The organism is Methylobacterium sp. EM32 (genome assembly GCF_040593685.1).
Classification (GTDB): domain Bacteria; phylum Pseudomonadota; class Alphaproteobacteria; order Rhizobiales; family Beijerinckiaceae; genus Methylobacterium.
The window spans coordinates 1-17,700 of sequence record NZ_JBEXZS010000075.1 but is presented as its reverse complement, the minus strand read 5'-3'; the positions used below and the strand labels follow the sequence as shown (position 1 = coordinate 17,700).

Sequence of the window (17,700 nt, the reverse complement as noted above, 5' to 3'; positions counted from 1 at the left end):
CCGGCGCCCACCTCGGGACATATCAGGAACACACACGGCTGCCGGCGCGCGGCCCTCATCTTTCGGAGATCCGCCGCCGATGGCGAAGACCCACCAGACCTTCGCCTGCCAGTCCTGCGGCGCGGTCTACAACCGCTGGCGCGGGCGCTGCGAGGCCTGCAACGGCTGGAACACGATCGTCGAGGAGACCGGCGCGGCAAGCCCCGTCTCCGGCCCGGTGGCGACGCGGCCGAGCCGGGCACGCGGCCGGATCTTCCCGCTGGAAGGCCTCACCGGCGAGGTCAAGGAGGCGCCGCGGACCTCGTCGGGCATCGCCGAGCTCGACCGGGTGACGGGCGGAGGCTTCGTGCGCGGCTCGGTGATCCTGCTCGGGGGCGATCCCGGCATCGGCAAGTCGACGCTGCTGATGCAGGCCTCCGCCGCGCTGGCGAAGCGGGGCGAGCGCGTCGCCTACATCTCGGGCGAGGAGGCGGTGGGCCAGGTGCGCCTGCGGGCCGAGCGGCTGGGACTCGCGAGCGCCCCCGTGGAACTCGCCGCCGAGACCAACGTCGAGGACATCATCGCGACCTTGAGCCAGGGCAAGCCGCCGGCGCTGGCGATCATCGATTCGATCCAGACGATGTGGACCGAGACGGTCGAATCGGCCCCCGGCACGGTGACGCAGGTCCGCGGCTCGGCCCAGAGCCTGATCCGTTTCGCCAAGACCTCCGGCACCGCCGTGATCCTGGTCGGCCACGTCACCAAGGACGGGCAGATCGCCGGGCCCCGCGTCGTCGAGCACATGGTGGATGCCGTCGCCTCGTTCGAGGGCGACCAGGGCCACCATTTCCGCATCCTGCGCGCGGTGAAGAACCGCTTCGGCCCGACCGACGAGATCGGGGTGTTCGAGATGACCGACGGGGGCCTGGCGGAGGTGCCGAACCCCTCGGCCCTGTTCCTCGCCGGGCGCGACCTCGCGGCGCCGGGCACCGCGGTCTTCGCCGGGATGGAGGGCACGCGGCCCCTCCTCGTCGAGATCCAGGCCCTGGTGGCGCCCTCGGCGCTCGGCATGCCGCGCCGCGCCGTGGTCGGCTGGGACCCCAACCGCCTGTCGATGGTGCTCGCCGTCCTGGAGGCCCATGGCGGCATCCGGCTCGGGGGGCACGACGTCTACCTCAACGTCGCCGGGGGCTTGCGCATCAGCGAGCCCGCCGCCGACCTCGCGGTGGCGGCGGCGCTCGTCTCCTCGCTCTCGGGCGCGGCCCTGCCGTCGGACGCGGTGTATTTCGGCGAGGTCGGCCTGTCGGGGGCGATCCGCCCGGTGGCGCAGGCGCCGGCACGACTGAAGGAAGCGCAGAAGCTCGGCTTCGCCAAGGCCTTGATGCCCCAAGGTCGCGAGGGCACCGGCCGCGACGGGTCCGGGACGGGGTTTCCGGCGGAATCCGTGCGCCACATCGCCGACCTGGTGGCGGGGGTGGCGGCCAGCGGCAAGCCGGTCCGCGGCGGGCGGCGCCCGCCGCAGCGGATGCCGGCCTACGATGAGGACGTCTGAGTGGGGCGGCGTGTCGGCGCGAGGGCGATGGTGACGGATCGGATCCGGCAGCGTATACAACCCCGGCGGTCAGGGCAGCCGCGAACCCCGAGGCAACGCTACAGCCCCCGAACCGTTCCTGCCGATGCCGTTCTCCGTTCTCGATCTCGTCGTGCTGGGTGTCGTCGTCATCTCCGCGCTCCTCGCGGCGGTGCGGGGCTTCACCCGCGAGGTGCTGGCGATCGTGGCCTGGGTCGCGGCGGCCGGCCTCGCCTGGACCCTGCACCCGCTGCTGCTGCCGACCGTGAAGCAGCACGTCTCCAGCGACACCGTCTCGCTGGTGGTCTCGATCGCCGCGATCTTCCTCGTCACCCTGCTGGTGGTCTCGGTGATCACCGTGAAGATCTCGGACCTGATCCTCGATTCGCGCATCGGCGCGGTCGACCGCAGCCTCGGCCTCGCCTTCGGGGCGGCGCGCGGCTTCCTGATCTGCGTCATCGGCTGGGTCTTCCTCGCCTGGCTGGTCCAGGGCAAGGTGCCGGACTGGGCCCAGCAGGCCCGCAGCCGCGAGATCCTGGAGAATAGCGGTCAGAAGCTCGTGGCGATGCTGCCGGACAACCCGGAGGGGCTGCTCAAGCAGTTCCGCAAGCCCAAGCCCGAGACGGATCCGGGCACCGACGCCCCGGCCGAGGCCGATACCCCGCCCCAGCGCCGGACCGACGCTAGCCCGCGCCGCTGACGCCGCAGGCACCGCCGGACAAAGAGACGACGAGAAGGGCGCCCGACCGGCGCCCTTTGCATGTGAGATACGCCGCGCAACGCACACGTGACGCCTTGGTTCCGCCCACGGCAACGACTACATAGCCGGCGCGAGGTGAGATTCCGGACGCAACGCTTCCCGGCGGGCGCGGCTCGGACCCTGCTTCGTTCGAGGAATCAGGCCCGCGCGCGGAGGTTTCGGTGCGCGGGGTCGGCGAGGCGAGGCCGTGCGGTGACCGGCCACCAGGGGCTTCTCATCATGTCAGCACGCAGCGAAACCTTCCGGGGTGCCTCCGGGGCGAGCGAGGCGTTCGGCGGCGATCTCGATCTCGACGGCGACACCCTGCGCGAGGAGTGCGGCGTCTTCGGCATCTACGGCCATCCGGACGCCGCCGCGATCGTGGCGCTCGGCCTCCACGCCCTCCAGCATCGCGGCCAGGAGGCGGCCGGCATCGTGTCGTTCGACGGCCGGGTCTTCCACTCCGAGCGCCGCCTGGGCCTCGTCGGCGATTCGTTCTCCGACCTCGCCACGATCGAGCGCCTGAAGGGCGAGGCGGCGATCGGCCACGTGCGCTACTCGACCACCGGCGAGACCATCCTGCGCAACGTGCAGCCGCTCTTCGCCGAGCTCGAGACCGGCGGCCTTTCGGTCGCCCATAACGGCAACCTGACGAACGGCCTGCTGCTGCGCCGCCAGCTCGTGCGTGACGGCGCGATCTGCCAGTCGACCTCCGACACCGAGGCGATCCTCCACCTCGTCGCCCGCTCGCGCCACGTCCGCATCGTCGACCGGGTGATGGATGCGCTGCGCCAGATCGAGGGCGCCTACGCCCTCGTGATGATGACGAACAAGAAGCTGATCGGCGCCCGCGATCCGCTCGGCATCCGCCCGCTGGTGCTGGGCGAGCTCGACGGCCGCTACATCCTCGCCTCCGAGACCTGCGCCCTCGACATCATCGGCGCCCGCTTCGTGCGCGACGTCGAGAACGGCGAGATGGTGGTGATCTCGGAGGAGGGCATCGAGTCGATCCGCTTCGCCCGGGCGCAGCCGCTGCGTCCCTGCATCTTCGAGTACATCTACTTCGCCCGTCCCGATTCGATCGTGAACGGCAAGAATGTCTACTCGGTGCGCAAGAACATCGGCGTCGAGCTGGCGAAGGAATCGCCGGCCGAGGCCGACATCGTCATCCCGGTGCCGGATTCCGGCGTGCCGGCGGCGCTCGGCTACGCCCAGCAGACCGGGCTGCCCTACGAGCTCGGGATCATCCGCAACCACTATGTCGGCCGGACCTTCATCCAGCCGACCCAGTCGGTGCGCGAGCTCGGCGTGCGGATGAAACACTCGGCCAACCGCGCCGCGGTCGCGGGCAAGCGCATCGTCCTCGTCGACGACAGCCTGGTGCGCGGCACCACCTCGGTGAAGATCGTCCGGATGATGCGCGAGGCCGGGGCCCGCGAGGTGCATTTCCGCATCGCCTCGCCGCCGATCACCCATCCCGACTTCTACGGCATCGACACGCCGGAGAAGGAGAAGCTGCTCGCCGCGACCCACGACCTGGAGAGCATGCGCCAGTATATCGGCGCCGATTCGCTCGCCTTCCTGTCGATCCCGGGGCTCTACCGGGCGATGGGGGAGGAGGGCCGCGACGCCGCCTGCCCGCAATACACCGACCACTGCTTCACCGGCGACTATCCGACGCCCCTGACCGACCTCGCGGTCGCCTCGCCGCGCCGGATGGCGATCCTCGCCGAGGCCGATTGATCCGATGTCCGACACCCCCCTCCCCGAGACGCCCCTTTCGGCAAAACCGCTGGCCGACCGCATCGCGGTCGTCACCGGGGCCTCGCGCGGCATCGGCCGCGCGGCGGCCCTGGCGCTCGCCGCGGCCGGCGCCCACGTGATCGCGGTCGCCCGCACGCAAGGAGCGCTCGAAGACCTCGACGACGCCGTGCGGGCGGCGGGCGGCTCCGCCACCCTCGTCCCCCTCGACCTGTGCGACTACGACGCCATCGACCGCCTGGGTGCGGCGATCCACGAGCGCTGGGGCCGGCTCGACGTGCTCGTCGGCAATGCCGGCGTGCTTGGCAAGCTGATGCCCCTCGGCCACGTCGACCCGAAGGTCTGGTCGAGCGTGATGGACGTCAACGTCACGGCGAACTGGCGCCTGATCCGCTCCCTCGATCCCTTGCTGCGGCGCTCGGATGCGGGGCGGGCGGTGTTCGTCACCTCGGGCGCGGCCTCGTCGTGCCGGGCCTATTGGGGGCCCTATGCGGTGTCGAAGGCGGCACTCGAAGCGCTGGTGCGCACCTACGCGGCCGAGACCGCCTCGACGCCGGTGCGCGCGATGCTGCTCAATCCCGGCCCCTTGCGCACTGCGATGCGCAAGGCCGCGATGCCGGGCGAGGACCCGGAGACCCTGCGCACGCCCGAGGACCTGGCGCCCCACATCGTGCGCCTGGCGAGCCCGGACTCGACCGAGAGCGGGACGATCTTCGACTTCCCGACCGGCCGCGTCCTGACGCCGCAGAAGCCGGCCTGACCGGACGGAGCCGCGCCGCGGCTCCGTCGTCACCGATCGACGTCACCGGCAGGGGCAGCGGCCCAGGTCGCGAGGTGCCGCGCGGACCCGCCCCAGTTCGTCGCGGCCGCACGGCCCCTGCGGCGAGAACGGCTTGCAGCCCCCCGCCATCGTATCCCCAAGCCCCGCTCTCGACTGTCTTCCCGACAAATATAGGTTTTTGGTCCTATTCTGCGACATTGCGGCCCTGCGGCGCTCACGATTTCCATCGGTCTACAGCGGCAAAGCTTCCTCTTGGGAAGATCGCTTTGACGTCTGCGGCAGCGGGATTTAACACGGCTTTAGGACCCTTCCGCCCTATTAGGACGCAGGGGAACCTTATTGCACTGGACCCAGCCGGGGTCCGGCCGCAGACGGGACGGCCAGCCGTGACTGCAAGCACCGACATCATGTACCGGCTGCTCGTCCAGGGCGTGACGGATTATGCGATCTTCATGCTCGATCCGGACGGGATCGTGGTGAACTGGAACACCGGGGCGGAGCGGGCCAAGCAGTTCACCGGCGGCGAGATGATCGGCCGGCACTTCTCCTGCCTGTACCGGCCGGAGGACCGGGCGGCGGGGCTGCCCGAGACCGGCCTGCGCCAGGCCCGCGAGAGCGGACGGTTCGAGGCGCAGGGCTGGCGGATCCGCCGCGACGGCACCTCGTTCTGGGCCGAAATCGTCATCGACGCGATCCGCGACGAGACCGGCCGCCTCGTCGGCTTCGCCAAGATCACCCGCGACCGCAGCGACCGGCGGGCGCAGGAGCTGCAGCTCCTGGAAGCCAAGGAGATCGCCGAGCGCCACCGCGACGGGCTGGCCGCGACCACGTCCTTCCTCGACAGCGTGATCGCTACCATGCCCTCGAGCGTCGTGGTGCAGGACGCCGCGACCGGGCTGATCCGGCTCGCCAACCGGCACGCGGAGCTGCTGCTGTGCGGCTGCACCGGCCAGCTTGTCGGCCGACCGGCGGAGGTGGTCCTGCCGACGGCCGTCGCGGCGCTGCTGAAGACCGCCCTCTCGGCGGCCAGCCAGCCGGCCGCAGGGGCCACGGCGGCGGAGGCCGGCGATCTCGCCGCCGTCACCCGCGAGATGCCGGTCCCGACCGCCTGGGGCTCGCGCACGCTCCGGATGCGCGCCCTCGCGATCGGCGGGCACGGCGAGCAGCCGCTCCACGGCCTGCTCATCGCCGAGGACGTGAGCGAGGAGCGCGCCGCGAGCATGCGGATCCACTACCTCGCGCATTACGACGGGCTGACCGGGCTACCCAACCGCGAGCTGTTCCGGCAGCGGCTCGGCGAGGCCCTGGCCGCGGCAGCTCCGGGATCCGGCACGGCGGTTTTGTGCATCGACCTCGACGACTTCAAGCGGATCAACGACACCCTCGGGCATCCGGTCGGCGACCAGATGCTGCGGGCCCTGGCCAGGCGGCTGCGGGAGGCCTTGCGCCCGAACGATTGCCTGGCGCGCCTCAACGGCGACAAGTTCGCCGTCGTCGCCCCGCTTCTCGCCACGGAGGCGGAGGTGGAAGCCCTGGCCGAGCGGCTGATCGCGGCGGCGCACGAGCCGATCGAGGTCGAGGGCCAGCGGATCGAGACCGGCCTCAGCGTCGGCATTGCCCTCGCGCCCGCCGATTCCGACACCGGCGAGGGGCTCCTGCGCTGCGGCGACCTCGCGCTCTACGAGGCGAAGCGCCGGGGCCGCGGCCGGTTCCTGCGCTACCACGACACCCTCGCGACCGCGGCCCACTACCGCCGCCTGATCGAGGCCGACCTGCGCGGGGCGATCGCCCGGCGCGAGCTCCGCCTGCACTACCAGCCGATCGTGCGGGCGCAGGACGGCGAGACCATTGGGTACGAGGCGCTCCTGCGCTGGCAGCACCCCGTGCGCGGCTCGATCTCGCCCCTCGACTTCATCCCGATCGCCGAGGAGACCGGGCTGATCCACGAGATCGGCGCCTTCGTGCTGCACGAGGCCTGCCGCGAGGCGAGCCGTTGGGCGAGCGGCCGCAGCGTCGCCGTCAACCTGTCGCCGGCGCAGTTCCGCAGCCCGGCCCTCGCCGCCCAGGTGGCCTCGGCGCTGGCCGCCTCCGGCCTGCAAGCCGGCCGGCTCGAGCTGGAGATCACCGAATCGGTGCTGCTCGACGCCTCGACGAACAACCTCGCGCTCTTGGAGCAGATGAAGCAGCTCGGCGCCCGGATCGCGCTCGACGATTTCGGCACCGGCTACTCGTCCTTGAGCTACCTGTGCGCGTTCCGGTTCGACAAGATCAAGATCGACCGCTCGTTCGTGCGCGAGATCTGCGACAGCCGCGAGGCCCTGGCGGTGGTACGGGCGATCACTGGGCTCAGCCGCAGCCTGCGCATCGCCACCACGGCGGAGGGCGTCGAGACCCCCGAGCAGGCCGCCTGCCTGCGCCGCGAGGGCTGCACGCAGCTTCAGGGCTACCTCTACGGCAAGCCGATGCCGGCAGCCGCGCTGCCGGAGATCCGGAGCGCGGGCAAGGCGGCGCGGCAAGAGGCGGCGTGGCAGGAAGCGGGTTGGGAGGAGGCGGACCGGGAGGCCGTGGCTCGCCGGTCGTGAGCCCCCACCCTTCGGCCGGCTGGCCCCCGGCCTGGCGGGCGGGCTATCAGTCGGTCTGGGGCCTGTCGGGCCCGGACCGGAGGATGGCGAGCCGATGATCGACGTGCGGGCGATGTGCGCCATCGGGCAGCGGGGCCAGCTCGGCCTCCACGGGCGGCTGCCCTGGGAGGGCAACACCGACCCGCTGTACGTCGAGGACGTGACTCGCTTCTTCGCGGTGACGCAGGGCCACGTGCTGATCGCGGGGCCGAAGACCATCGAGGCGGTGCCGGACTTCGCCTACCAGGACCGCACCATCGCGATCATCCGCTCGCACGAGGACCCGCGTACGGTGCTGGCGCGCTATCCCGGCCGGCGCATCTATGTCGGCGGCGGCATCGCGGTCTGGAACGTCTACGCGCCCTTCATCCAGCAATGGGACATCACCCGGCTGCCCTATGACGGCGAGGCCGACCGCTGGTTCGATCCGGCCTGGCTGGTGGGGCGGGGGCGCGGCTGACGATCCGGACACCCCCGCATCCGGCCCCGGGCGATCACGGCACGAAGGCATCGACCTCGCCGCGGGTGCGCAGATGCGCCTTCTCGCCCGCGAACGCCCGGTAGAGCCGCTCATGGCCCGTGAATGACGACGAGGTGGTCCGGGTCCGGTAATCCTGCGCCCAGGCCAGCAGGGCGTCCTGGTCGGTCACGGTCATGCCGCGCCGCAGGCCTCGCGCGAGCAGGCCAGCCCGGCACGCGTCCCACGGGATGTCGAGCCAGATCAGCCGGGTCGCCCGCACCAAGGCGACCTCGGCGAGCCAGCCGTAGACCCCCTCGACGATCCACGCCTCGGTCGCCGCGATCGCGGCGACGCGGGCCCTGGCCTCGGCCTCGTCGCGCTTGGCGCCGTCAGGATGCCAGTGGACGAGATCGAGGTCGTGGACCGGCCGATCCAGGGCCTGCCCCAGGCGCGCGGCCAGCGTGCTCTTGCCCGAGCCGCTGTTGCCGAGGATGACCCAACGGACGGGGAGAGGAGGAGACATCGTCCCACTCTCGCATCGCCACGGTCGGGTTTCCACCCGCGGCCGCCCCCCGCGGGCGACACTCAGCGCGCTGCGCCCGCGACGCCTGCGGCGAAGTCGCGATAGGAGCGCAACGGGCGCCCGAGCAGCGCGGTCAGGCGCTCGCGGTCGCCCGCCTCCGGGATCATCCCGTCGGTCTGGAAGCGCTCGCTCATCAGGCGCATGTCGAAGGCCATCCAGGGCGGCATGAAGGCCCGCAAGGACCGCTCGAACGCGGCCGTGTCGTCGCCCGCATAGGCGACCGGGCGGCCGAGCGCCTCCGACCAGAGTCCCGCGACGTCCGGCCCGGTCAGCGTGTCGGGCCCGACCACGTTGAGGCGCAGGAGCGGTCCGGCGCTCCGCTCGCGCCGGATCAGCTCCAGGGCCGCGACCTCGCCGATGTCGTTCGCGTCGACCATCGCCAGTCCCTTGTGGCCGAGCGGCATCGGGTAGACGCCGTGTGTCAGCACCACGTCGGTGACCGTGCGGTCGTTGTCGATGAAGTAGGCCGGGCGCAGGATCGTCGCCTCGAACCCCATCGCCTCGATCATCCGCTCGACGCCGTACTTGCCGGCGAAGTGCGGCACGTTCACGTAGAGGTCGCTGTGGATCACCGACAGGTAGACCACCCGCGCGATCCCCGCCTCGCGGGCGAGGTTGAGGGCGACGAGCGCCTGGGTGACTTCGTCGGGCACCACCGCGTTGAGCAGGAACAGGGTCGAGACGCCCGAGAGCGCGCTGCGCATCGCGTCGACGTCGAGGAGGTCGCCTTGCGCGACCGCGACGCCCACCGGGAGATCCGCTTTGGCAGGATCGCGGACGAGGGCGCGGATGTCGGCGCCGCGCTGCGCAAGCTCTCTGACCACGTGGCGGCCGACCGTGCCGGTGGCGCCTGTCACCAGGATCGTCATGGGATTGCTCCGGGTTCGTCGTTGAACACACAGGCAAGATGAGCGATCCAGAATCGGACCGGTAGGCGTCCGATCTGGACGCACCGTCTCGTGGATGGAACGATCCCTCGAATGGACCTGCTCGCGCTGGCCGATTTCGTCGTCGTCGCCCGCCACGGTGGGTTCGGGCGCGCCGCCCGCGCGACGGGCCGGCCGAAGGCGACTCTGTCGCGCCGGGTCGCGGAGCTGGAGGCGAGCCTGGCCCTGCGCCTGTTCGAGCGCGGCGCGCGGGTCCTGACCCTGACCGAGGAGGGGCACGCGCTCTCCGCGCGGGCCGGCGCCCTGCTGACCGAGCTCGACGAGACCGCGGCGGCGATTGCCGCGGGCGGGGGCCGGGTGCGGGGCCGCCTGCGGATCAGCGCGCCGCTGCTGTTCTCGCAGGTCGCCATGGGCAAGGTCGCAGCGGGCTTCGCCCTGAAATATCCAGAGGTCCGCCTCGCGGTGACGACCGAGGACCGGGCCGTCGACATGGTCGAGGAGGGCTACGACCTGGTGATCCGGGTCAACCCGGACCCGGACGAGGGCCTGATCGGGCGGGCCTTCCTGCGCGACCGGATGGTGGTGGTGGCGGGACCCGGCCTCGCGCGCGCGGCGGAAGGGGAATGCGTCCCGGCGGTGGTCCGGGCGATGGAGGACCGGGCGGTCTGGGCCCTGGCGGACGGGTCGCGCCTCGCCGTCGCGCCGGTGCTGGCCCTGTCGTCGCTCGTGATGATCCGCGACACGGTCCGCACCGGCCTCGGCGCCGCGCGCCTGCCGGTCTCCCTCGTCGCCCACGACCTCGCCGCCGGCCGGCTGGTCGCCTGGGGCGACGTGGCGGGGTCGGAGATCGCCCTGTGGGCACTGTACCCGTCGCGGCGGCTCCTCAGCGCCCGGGTCTCCGTCTTCCTGGAACACCTGCGGGAGACGTTCCCGACCGGCGCGCCGGAGGAGCTGGCGGCCTACGTCGCAGAATGAGGGCCGAGCCCGAAGCCCCGGAGGCTCCGATCCAGCCGGCAAAGCTCTCTCGGGCCTGCGAGATTCCGCCTGCCGCTCGGTCATTGGCGGTCGCCAAGGCCCGTCGAACGCGGTAGCTTCGTCCGCAACCAGTCAACACGGGGGTGTTCAGGCGATGAGCGAATCCACCGACCGGTTCAAGCGTGCACCGAAGCGCAAGTCCGCGCAGGCGCGCACCCTCACGGTCTCGCCCGAGGCCAAGGCGGCCTACGAGAAGCTGATCCGCGAGAAGGAGGAGCGCGAGGCCTACGCCCGCAACCTTCCCGCCGACCAGAAGCCGCGCTGATCCGCGCGCTGAGCCCTATTCGCCCTTGTCGAACGGGTTCTTCGAGGTCCGGAGCGACAGGCGGATCGGCACGCCCGGCAGGTCGAAGGCCTCGCGCAGGCTGTTGACGAGGTAGCGGGTGTAGGATTTCGGCAGCGCGTCGAGCTGGTTGCCGAACAGGGCGAAGTGCGGCGGGCGCGACTTCACCTGCGTGGCGTAGCGGATCTTGATCCGCCGGCCGGACACCGCCGGCGGCGGGTTGGCCTGCGTCGCCTCGCTCAGCCACTGGTTGATCTTCGCGGTCGAGACGCGGCGGTTCCACACCTCGGCGGTCGAGACCACGGCGTGCATCAACCGGTCGATGCCCTCGCCGGCCAATCCTGAGAGAGGCACGACGGCGGCGCCCCGCACCTGCGGCAGCAGGCGGGTCGCCTTCTCCTTGAGATCCTTGAGGAGCCCCGGCTGGTCGGCGACGAGGTCCCACTTGTTGAGGCCGATGACGAGGGCGCGCCCCTCCGACTCGACGAGATCGACGATGGTGAGGTCCTGCTTCTCGAACGGGATCGTGGCGTCGAGGAGCACCACCACGATCTCGGCGAAGCGCACGGCGCGCAAGCCGTCCGAAACCGCGAGCTTCTCCAGCTTGTCGTCGATCCGGGCGCGGCGGCGCATGCCGGCGGTGTCGTGCAGCTTGATCCGGCGGCCGCGCCACTCCCAGTCCAGCGAGATCGAATCGCGGGTGATGCCGGCCTCGGGGCCGACGAGGAGGCGGTCCTCGCCGAGCATCCGGTTGATCAGGGTCGACTTGCCGGCATTGGGCCGGCCGACGATCGCGACCTTGAGCGGCTTGCCCTCGCCCCCCTCCTCGTCGTCGTCGTCGGATTCCGGCAGCACCGCCTCGAGAGCGTCCAGCAGGTCGCCCATGCCCTCGCCGTGCTCGGCGGAGAGCGGGACGGGGTCGCCGAGGCCCAGCGCGAAGGCCTCGTAGGCGCCGGCCATGCCGGCCCCGCCCTCGGCCTTGTTGGCGAGCAGGATCACCGGCTTGTCGGCGCGGCGGACCAGCTCGGCGAAGGGCTGGTCGGCCGGCAGCAGGCCGGCGCGGGCGTCGATCACGAACAGGACCGCGTCGGCCTCGGCGATGGCGGCCTCGGTCTGGGCGCGCATGCGACCGGCGAGCGAATCGGCCTCGGCCTCCTCCAGCCCAGCGGTGTCGAGGATGCGGAAGCGCAGGTGGCCGAGGCGCACCTCGCCCTCGCGCCGGTCGCGGGTCACGCCCGGGCGGTCGTCGACGAGCGCGAGCTTGCGGCCGACGAGGCGGTTGAACAGCGTCGACTTGCCGACGTTGGGACGCCCGACGATCGCGACGATGGGCATCGACATGGAGGTCTTCCTGAAAATAGCAGCGGGCGGGCACGCCGCGAGGCGCGCCGCCCTCTTCAACATGATGCGGGACGAAAGAGCCCCGCGCTACGGGGGAGTTCTAGCGCGTCGCCTCGGGGGCCGGAGCCTCGGGAGCCGGGGCTTCCTCATGTGCGCCGTGATCGTGAGCGTCGGGCGCGGGCAGGGGCGTCCCGAGCAAGGAGGGCGGCGGCGGCGCGGCGGGGGCCGGAGGCGCCGCCTCGGTCACCTGCACCGGCCCGCCGGCCACCAGGCCGACATAGATCTCGAGCCGCTGGCGCAGGCCCGCGGGGGTCTCGCGATCGGCGGCGATCTGGTCGAACCAGCGGCCCGCCCCCTCGAAGTCGCCCTTCCTGAGCGCCACGAGGCCCAGCGTCTCGCGGGCGGTGTGGCGGAAGGCGCTCGATGGCGCGGCGAGGCTCTGGAGGCTGTTGAGCGCGCCGGCATCGTCCTTGTCGACGAGGAGCAGCGCCCCGCGCAGGCGGGCGAGGTCGCGCAGGGACTGGCCGACGGCCGAATCGTCGGCGATCGCCGCGTAGGCCTTGGCCCCGGCAGCCGGATCGGCCTTGCCGGCCTCCGCCGCGGCGCGCAGGCGCGCCAGCAGGCGGTAGCCGAACGGCGCATCGGCGGCGACGCCCGCGAAGGCCTTCTCGGCATCCTCCGGCGTGCCGCCCTTGGCGCGGCGCAGGGCCTCCTCGAAGCGCAGGCTCGCCGCCTCGGATTGCTGGGCTTGCGCGTGCTGCCAGTAGCGCCAGCCGCCGACGCCCAGCACCACCAGCACCGCGAGACCGATGAACACGCCGCTGTAGCGCGACCAGATCTGGGTCAGGCGGTCGCGCCGGTACTCGTCGTTGACCTCGCGGATGAACTCGTTCTCGCTCATGATCTCTTTGGCTCGCCTCCACCAAGGTCCCGCACCAAGGACCCGGTGGGCTCTTCGCCGCGACCGTGCGACAGGGCCGGTCGCGTAGCACAGTCCCGGCGGGAAGTCAGGCCTCGCGAGACGAGATGAGGATCAAGCCTGGCCCGGCCAGACCGCGACGCCGATGAGCCAGGGATGCAGCACCCGGGCGAAGACGAACCAGGCCGCGACGCCGATCAAGACGGCGAGCGCGTCGTTGCGCCAGCCGGCGGGCGCGGCCACCGGTCCCGCATGCGGCCTCACCTCGTCGCGACGCTTGGCGCTGATGCGGGCCATCACCGCCCAGGCGAGGATCGCCCCGAACAGGATGAGCGAGCCGAGATCGCCGTTGGCGAGGAGATGCGCGGTCGCCCAGATCTTCACGCCCAGCAGCATCGGGTGCTTGAGCCGCGCCTTTATCCGCCCCGGCAGGTAGGCGGCGACGAAGCTGATGAAGGCGAGGAGCACGAGCAGCAGGGCGAGGTGCCGGGTCCAGACCGGGGGCGACCACAGCTCGATATAGCCGTGCGCCCGGTACTGGCCGTAGCCGATCCCGGTGACGACGAGGCCGAGGAGCGCGACCAGCGAGTAGCCGATCTTGTAGGGCCCCTCCCCCACCCGGTCGATCAGCGCGGCGCGGGGGCCGCGGGCCATCGTGAAGGCGTGGGTGCCGAGGAACAGCGCAAGGCCGAGGATCAGGAGCAGCATCGGTAAAAAAGTCCTCGGGACGGGCGGCCGATCCGGCGGATCGCCGAAAGCAAGCCTCAAGCACTCTGGGGCAGGCTTCGCCGTCAAGTCCAGGGACGCCGCATGCTCCTCCGCCTCCTCATCGCGTGTCTCTGCGTCGCGGCCGTGACGGTCCCGGCCGCCGCCGAGCCCCCGCTCTCGGCGCTGACGCTCGTCGGCCCGGCCCGCACGGTGTTCAAGGCCGGCCGCGACGCCTGCGACGGCCACGACGTGCCGGACGCCCCCGCCCGGGCCCTGCGCGAGGCCGATGGCGGGATCGCGCTGTTCGGGATGCATTACCGCAACCGGGCCTTGCGCGGCCGCGACTTCGACGGCCTGAAACTCGATTGCCGGATCGTGCTCGATTCCGCCTTCAATCCGGCGCCCGAGGCCTTCGACGACCGCACCTGGATCACCGCGACCTGGACCGAGGACGGCACCCGGGTCGAGGCGCTGCTGCACGAGGAGTACCACGCCGACGAGCACGGCCGCTGCCGCACCACCGGCATGCTCGCCTGCTGGTACAACGCCGTGCTGGCCGCCCGCTCCACCGACGGCGGCCGCAGCTTCACCCGCGCGACGCCCCCCACGGTGGTGGCGGCGCCGCCCTTCCGCCAGGAGGTCGAGCAGGGCCGCCACCGCGGCTTCTTCAACCCCTCGAACATCTTCGCCGACGGCCGCTTCCGCTACTTCTACGCCTCGACCACCGGCTGGACCGGCCAGCCCTTCGGCGCCTGCCTGTTTCGCAGCGACGACGTCTCGGACCCCGCCCGCTGGCGCGCCTTCGACGGCAAGGACTTCACCGCCCGCTTCCCGAACCCCTACCTCAAGGGCGCGAAGCCCGCCGGCGCCTGCGCTCCGATCGCCCCGTTCCCGGCCCCGGTCGGCTCGGTGAGCCGCCACCGCGGCACCGGCGCCTGGATCGCGGTGTTCCAGGCCGCCGCCGGCGGCGTCTTCCCGCGGTCGGGGATCTACTGGAGCACGTCGCGCAACCTTCTCGCCTGGGACGCGCCGCGCCTGCTCATCGCCGGGGCGACGCTCTACGACGATCCCTGCACCGCCGGGGGCGAACTCGTCAGCTATCCCTCGCTGATCGACCCCGCCGCGCCGGGCCGCAACTTCGACACCGTTGGCGACACCGCAACGCTCTACTACGTGACGCTGAAGACCAAGGGCTGCGAGATCACCTCGGAGCGCGACCTCGTGCGGCGGCCGGTGGCGATCAAGGTCTGGCCGTGACGGGACTGGTCTTCAGCCTCACGCCGGGTCAAGATGCCCGCGGGGAAGCGCGGGAGGAGCGGCGATGCGGTGGCGGGTCCTGGCATGCGTGGCGGCGGTCTCGCTCGCGGGGGCCGGCCCCTCCCGGGCGATGAGCCTGTCGGAGAGCGGCGACCGGGTGACGCTCTCCGGTTCCATCGTACCCGGCGACGGCGAGGCCTTCGCCCGCTTCCTCGCCGGGCCGCACGCCCAGCCCCTGCGGGTCGTCTACCTCGACAGCGGCGGCGGCAAGGTGCTGGAGGGCATCGCCATCGGCCGGGCGATCCGCCGCGCCGGCCTCGCCACCGCGGTCGACGCCCACGCGGCGCGGTGCGACAGCGCCTGCACGCTGATCTTCGCCGGCGGCGTGCGGCGCCACTACGTCCACGGCGAGGACGTGTACGAGGGGATGTCGGGCCGCTCCGGCCTCGGGTTCCACACCGCGCACCGCCCGGGCAACCGGGTCGAGGCCAACACGCTCAACGCGCGCGGCACCGACAACATGCGCCGGTTCTACGCCGAGATGGGCCAGCCCGGCGCCGCGACGCTGGTCGACAAGGCGGCGTTCAACACCCTCTACCGCCCCTCCGGCAGCACCGCGCTCGGCCTCGGCATAGCGACGAGCCTGCAGGCGCCGTGAGCGGCGGGTGCTGCCGCCCCTGTTCGACAGGTCTTCATCCGGCTTCCCGTCCGCGCCCTCACCCCCGCCAAGTGAGCAGGTACGCCCCGAGCACCACCAGCCCCACCCCGAGCCAGTTCACCCCCGACAACCGCTCGCCGAGCATCGTCGCGCCGAACACGGCGACCAGCACGATCGAGAGCTTGTTGAGTGTCGCGACCTGCGCCGCGCTGCCGACCTTGAGGGCGCGGAAGTAGCAGGCCCAGGAGCCGGCGGTGGCGAGCCCCGAGAGGCTGAGCAGGCCGAGGTTGCGCCCGGTGAGCCCCCGCAGGGCCTGCCACTGGCCGGTGGCGAAACAGAGCGCCCCGAGAGCCACCAGGATCACGACCGAGCGCATGAAGGCGGCGGCGTCCGAGTCCGCCCCGGCGCTGCCGGCCCGGGCCAGCACCGCCGTGAGCGCGGTGAACACCGCCGAGATCAGCGCCCAGACCTGCCACGACATCGGTGACCCGAACATCCCGCGATCCCTCGTTCCATCCTCGTGCGGCACCATGAATGAACGGCATGCGCGAATGCCGACAATGCGTTTCACGGGCGCACCGCCTTGGCTCAGCTTGCCGCACCACGGCCCGGGGACAGGGCCCGACGGAGGGTGGCCGGCGCGAGGCCGGTCGCAGGGGGACGCATCATGGACCAGACGCGGCGGCTGTTTCTGGGATCGGCGGCGCTCGGCGCCAGCGTGATGGCGACGGGCGCGAAGGCGCTGGAACACGACCACGGCAATCCGGGCGACGGCGGCTTCGGCCGCCAGTCGGTCTCGCTGCCGCGGGGCGCCAAGGTCGCCTACCACGATCCCAAGGATGTCGGGGCGATGCCCGACTTCCGCTTCTCCCTCGACGGCAACAGCCCGAAGGTGACCTCCGGCGGCTGGGCCAAGGAGGCGACGGTGCACCAGTTCCCCATCAGCAAGGGGATCGCGGGCGTGCACATGTTCCTGGAGCCCGGCGCCTCGCGCGAATTGCACTGGCACGCCATCGCGGCCGAGTGGGCCTACGTCATCGACGGGCGCTGCCAGACCGTGGTGCTCGATCCGTCGGGCGCCAGCGAGATCAACAACTACGAGCCCGGCGACCTCTGGTACTTCCCGAAGGGCCACGGCCACTCGATCCAGACCATCGGCGACAAGCCCTGCCACTTCATCCTGTCCTTCGACAACGGCGCCTTCTCGGAGCACGGCACGTTCTCGATCACCGACTGGATCGACGTGACGCCGAAGGACATGCTAGCGCTGGAATTCGGCCTGTCGCCGGAGGCGCTGGACGCCTTCCCGAAGGGCGAGGCCTACATCCAGGCCGGCCCGGTGATCCCGATCTCCGACGCCCTCGACGCGCCCTGGCCGAAGGACTCGACCCACAAGTTCCGCCTGCTCAAGGACCCGCGCGCCGTGCGCGAGTTCGAGGGCGGCACCTTCCGCCTCGCGACCGTCGACGAGTGGCCGATCCAGCGGACGATGTCGGGCGGCGTGATGACGATCCGGCCGGGGCAGATGCGCAAGCTGCACTGGAACGTCAACGCCAACGAGTGGCACTACTATCTGAAGGGCAAGGGCCAGGTGGCCCTGTTCGGCTCGGGCGGGCGCGGCAAGGTCGCCGAGTTCAAGCCCGGCGACGTCGCCTACATCCCGATGGGCTTCGGCCACGCGATCAAGAACACCGGCGACGAGGACCTGGAGATCGTCCAGACCTGGGACAACGGCAAGTTCGAGGAGATCGACCTCGACACCTGGATCAAGGCGAGCCCGCGCTACCTCCTGTCGAACAATTTCACGGGCGTGCCGGGCGAGACGATCACGAAGCTGAAGCGGGCGTAGGTCCGGCGTTTCAAAACGCGCGGGCGAACCCTCCCCCCTCCGCGGGGGAGGGTGCCCCACGAAGTGGGGCGGGAGAGGGGACGCCGCTTCCGGAAAAGACTGAACCGTTCCGAAGGGTGCCCACTGGATCAGCGTCGCGGTCCCCTCTCCCGGCCCCTGCTGACGCAGGGACCACCCTCCCCCGCAGAGGCAGGGCTATCGCACATGAGTAAAGAGATTGAAGAGGGCATCCTTGCTCCAGGACGCTCTCTTCATCTTTTTGCGGATTG

General features: G+C 71.6%; 17 protein-coding genes. 11 read left to right on the top strand and 6 right to left on the bottom strand.

Annotation, left to right across the window (positions count from 1 at the left end):
• Positions 1 to 79 precede the first annotated feature (79 nt).
• The 6 genes from radA to ABZT49_RS11010 all read left to right on the top strand — a co-directional run bounded on the left by radA (position 80) and on the right by ABZT49_RS11010 (position 7,911).
• Positions 80 to 1,531, top strand: coding sequence for a DNA repair protein RadA (radA, locus tag ABZT49_RS11035; protein ID WP_355286117.1), 1,452 nt, complete (start codon positions 80 to 82; stop codon positions 1,529 to 1,531).
• Positions 1,532 to 1,655: 124 nt separating this feature from the next.
• Entirely contained in the window at positions 1,656 to 2,249 is a 594-nt protein-coding gene (locus ABZT49_RS11030) for a CvpA family protein (RefSeq protein ID WP_093568074.1), read from the top strand.
• A gap of 279 nt (positions 2,250 to 2,528) precedes the next feature.
• Positions 2,529 to 4,031, top strand: coding sequence for an amidophosphoribosyltransferase (gene purF / locus ABZT49_RS11025; RefSeq protein ID WP_355286116.1), 1,503 nt, complete (start codon positions 2,529 to 2,531; stop codon positions 4,029 to 4,031).
• A 4-nt stretch (positions 4,032 to 4,035) separates the two neighbouring features.
• Positions 4,036 to 4,809 carry an SDR family NAD(P)-dependent oxidoreductase gene (locus tag ABZT49_RS11020; protein ID WP_355286115.1) on the top strand — a complete coding sequence of 258 codons (774 nt, stop codon included), beginning with the start codon at positions 4,036 to 4,038 and terminating at the stop codon, positions 4,807 to 4,809.
• Positions 4,810 to 5,216: 407 nt separating this feature from the next.
• Positions 5,217 to 7,412, top strand: a complete 2,196-nt coding sequence (locus ABZT49_RS11015) for an EAL domain-containing protein (protein ID WP_355286114.1) — start codon at positions 5,217 to 5,219, stop codon at positions 7,410 to 7,412.
• 94 nt (positions 7,413 to 7,506) lie between these two features.
• Entirely contained in the window at positions 7,507 to 7,911 is a 405-nt protein-coding gene (locus ABZT49_RS11010; protein WP_355286113.1) for a dihydrofolate reductase, read from the top strand.
• A 34-nt stretch (positions 7,912 to 7,945) separates the two neighbouring features.
• On the opposite strand, the gene ABZT49_RS11005 is transcribed toward ABZT49_RS11010, so the two are convergent.
• The gene (locus tag ABZT49_RS11005; RefSeq protein WP_355286112.1) at positions 7,946 to 8,434 is read right to left on the bottom strand and encodes an AAA family ATPase; all 489 of its coding nucleotides are present in this window, start codon (positions 8,432 to 8,434) and stop codon (positions 7,946 to 7,948) included.
• A 62-nt stretch (positions 8,435 to 8,496) separates the two neighbouring features.
• Positions 8,497 to 9,363: an NmrA/HSCARG family protein gene (locus tag ABZT49_RS11000; protein WP_355286111.1), complete on the bottom strand. Its 867-nt coding sequence runs from the start codon at positions 9,361 to 9,363 to the stop codon at positions 8,497 to 8,499.
• Positions 9,364 to 9,474: 111 nt separating this feature from the next.
• Here ABZT49_RS11000 and ABZT49_RS10995 point away from each other — a divergent pair, with 111 nt between their 5' ends.
• Together ABZT49_RS10995 and ABZT49_RS10990 are read left to right on the top strand one after the other, a co-directional pair.
• Positions 9,475 to 10,356: a LysR family transcriptional regulator gene (locus ABZT49_RS10995; RefSeq protein WP_355286110.1), complete on the top strand. Its 882-nt coding sequence runs from the start codon at positions 9,475 to 9,477 to the stop codon at positions 10,354 to 10,356.
• Positions 10,357 to 10,510: 154 nt separating this feature from the next.
• Positions 10,511 to 10,681 (top strand): hypothetical protein, encoded by a 171-nt coding sequence (locus ABZT49_RS10990; RefSeq protein WP_177303054.1) that lies wholly within the window; start codon positions 10,511 to 10,513, stop codon positions 10,679 to 10,681.
• Positions 10,682 to 10,696: 15 nt separating this feature from the next.
• On the opposite strand, the gene der is transcribed toward ABZT49_RS10990, so the two are convergent.
• From der to ABZT49_RS10975, 3 genes are all read right to left on the bottom strand, one after another.
• Positions 10,697 to 12,040, bottom strand: coding sequence for a ribosome biogenesis GTPase Der (gene der / locus ABZT49_RS10985; RefSeq protein ID WP_093568079.1), 1,344 nt, complete (start codon positions 12,038 to 12,040; stop codon positions 10,697 to 10,699).
• A gap of 100 nt (positions 12,041 to 12,140) precedes the next feature.
• Positions 12,141 to 12,944 carry a tetratricopeptide repeat protein gene (locus ABZT49_RS10980; RefSeq protein WP_355286130.1) on the bottom strand — a complete coding sequence of 268 codons (804 nt, stop codon included), beginning with the start codon at positions 12,942 to 12,944 and terminating at the stop codon, positions 12,141 to 12,143.
• Positions 12,945 to 13,073: 129 nt separating this feature from the next.
• The gene (locus ABZT49_RS10975; RefSeq protein WP_355286109.1) at positions 13,074 to 13,667 is read right to left on the bottom strand and encodes an NnrU family protein; all 594 of its coding nucleotides are present in this window, start codon (positions 13,665 to 13,667) and stop codon (positions 13,074 to 13,076) included.
• A gap of 102 nt (positions 13,668 to 13,769) precedes the next feature.
• Here ABZT49_RS10975 and ABZT49_RS10970 point away from each other — a divergent pair, with 102 nt between their 5' ends.
• Both ABZT49_RS10970 and ABZT49_RS10965 read left to right on the top strand, forming a co-directional pair.
• On the top strand, positions 13,770 to 14,924 hold the full coding sequence (locus ABZT49_RS10970; protein WP_355286108.1) for a hypothetical protein: 1,155 nt from the start codon (positions 13,770 to 13,772) through the stop codon (positions 14,922 to 14,924).
• Positions 14,925 to 14,988: 64 nt separating this feature from the next.
• Positions 14,989 to 15,582, top strand: a complete 594-nt coding sequence (locus ABZT49_RS10965; protein ID WP_355286107.1) for a hypothetical protein — start codon at positions 14,989 to 14,991, stop codon at positions 15,580 to 15,582.
• Between the two features lie 58 nt (positions 15,583 to 15,640).
• Here the strand turns inward: ABZT49_RS10965 and ABZT49_RS10960 are convergent, their stop codons facing one another.
• Positions 15,641 to 16,078 carry an EamA family transporter gene (locus tag ABZT49_RS10960; RefSeq protein ID WP_355286106.1) on the bottom strand — a complete coding sequence of 146 codons (438 nt, stop codon included), beginning with the start codon at positions 16,076 to 16,078 and terminating at the stop codon, positions 15,641 to 15,643.
• A 171-nt stretch (positions 16,079 to 16,249) separates the two neighbouring features.
• Between ABZT49_RS10960 and ABZT49_RS10955 the strand changes: the two genes are divergently transcribed.
• The gene (locus ABZT49_RS10955) at positions 16,250 to 17,431 is read left to right on the top strand and encodes a cupin domain-containing protein (RefSeq protein WP_355286105.1); all 1,182 of its coding nucleotides are present in this window, start codon (positions 16,250 to 16,252) and stop codon (positions 17,429 to 17,431) included.
• Positions 17,432 to 17,700: the final 269 nt, after the last annotated feature.

Bases quoted from the DNA above. Each gene is read 5' to 3' on its own strand.
- ABZT49_RS10970 (WP_355286108.1), top strand. From the start codon at position 13,770: ATGCTCCTCCGCCTCCTCATCGCGTGTCTCTGCGTCGCGGCCGTGACG.
- ABZT49_RS11020 (WP_355286115.1), top strand. From the start codon at position 4,036: ATGTCCGACACCCCCCTCCCCGAGACGCCCCTTTCGGCAAAACCGCTG.
- ABZT49_RS11005 (WP_355286112.1), bottom strand. From the start codon at position 8,434: ATGTCTCCTCCTCTCCCCGTCCGTTGGGTCATCCTCGGCAACAGCGGC.
- ABZT49_RS10975 (WP_355286109.1), bottom strand. From the start codon at position 13,667: ATGCTGCTCCTGATCCTCGGCCTTGCGCTGTTCCTCGGCACCCACGCC.
- ABZT49_RS10955 (WP_355286105.1), top strand. From the start codon at position 16,250: ATGGACCAGACGCGGCGGCTGTTTCTGGGATCGGCGGCGCTCGGCGCC.
- ABZT49_RS11030 (WP_093568074.1), top strand. From the start codon at position 1,656: ATGCCGTTCTCCGTTCTCGATCTCGTCGTGCTGGGTGTCGTCGTCATC.
- ABZT49_RS10960 (WP_355286106.1), bottom strand. From the start codon at position 16,078: ATGTTCGGGTCACCGATGTCGTGGCAGGTCTGGGCGCTGATCTCGGCG.
- radA (WP_355286117.1), top strand. From the start codon at position 80: ATGGCGAAGACCCACCAGACCTTCGCCTGCCAGTCCTGCGGCGCGGTC.
- ABZT49_RS10990 (WP_177303054.1), top strand. From the start codon at position 10,511: ATGAGCGAATCCACCGACCGGTTCAAGCGTGCACCGAAGCGCAAGTCC.
- ABZT49_RS11000 (WP_355286111.1), bottom strand. From the start codon at position 9,363: ATGACGATCCTGGTGACAGGCGCCACCGGCACGGTCGGCCGCCACGTG.
- ABZT49_RS10995 (WP_355286110.1), top strand. From the start codon at position 9,475: ATGGACCTGCTCGCGCTGGCCGATTTCGTCGTCGTCGCCCGCCACGGT.
- ABZT49_RS11010 (WP_355286113.1), top strand. From the start codon at position 7,507: ATGATCGACGTGCGGGCGATGTGCGCCATCGGGCAGCGGGGCCAGCTC.
- der (WP_093568079.1), bottom strand. From the start codon at position 12,040: ATGTCGATGCCCATCGTCGCGATCGTCGGGCGTCCCAACGTCGGCAAG.
- ABZT49_RS10965 (WP_355286107.1), top strand. From the start codon at position 14,989: ATGCGGTGGCGGGTCCTGGCATGCGTGGCGGCGGTCTCGCTCGCGGGG.
- purF (WP_355286116.1), top strand. From the start codon at position 2,529: ATGTCAGCACGCAGCGAAACCTTCCGGGGTGCCTCCGGGGCGAGCGAG.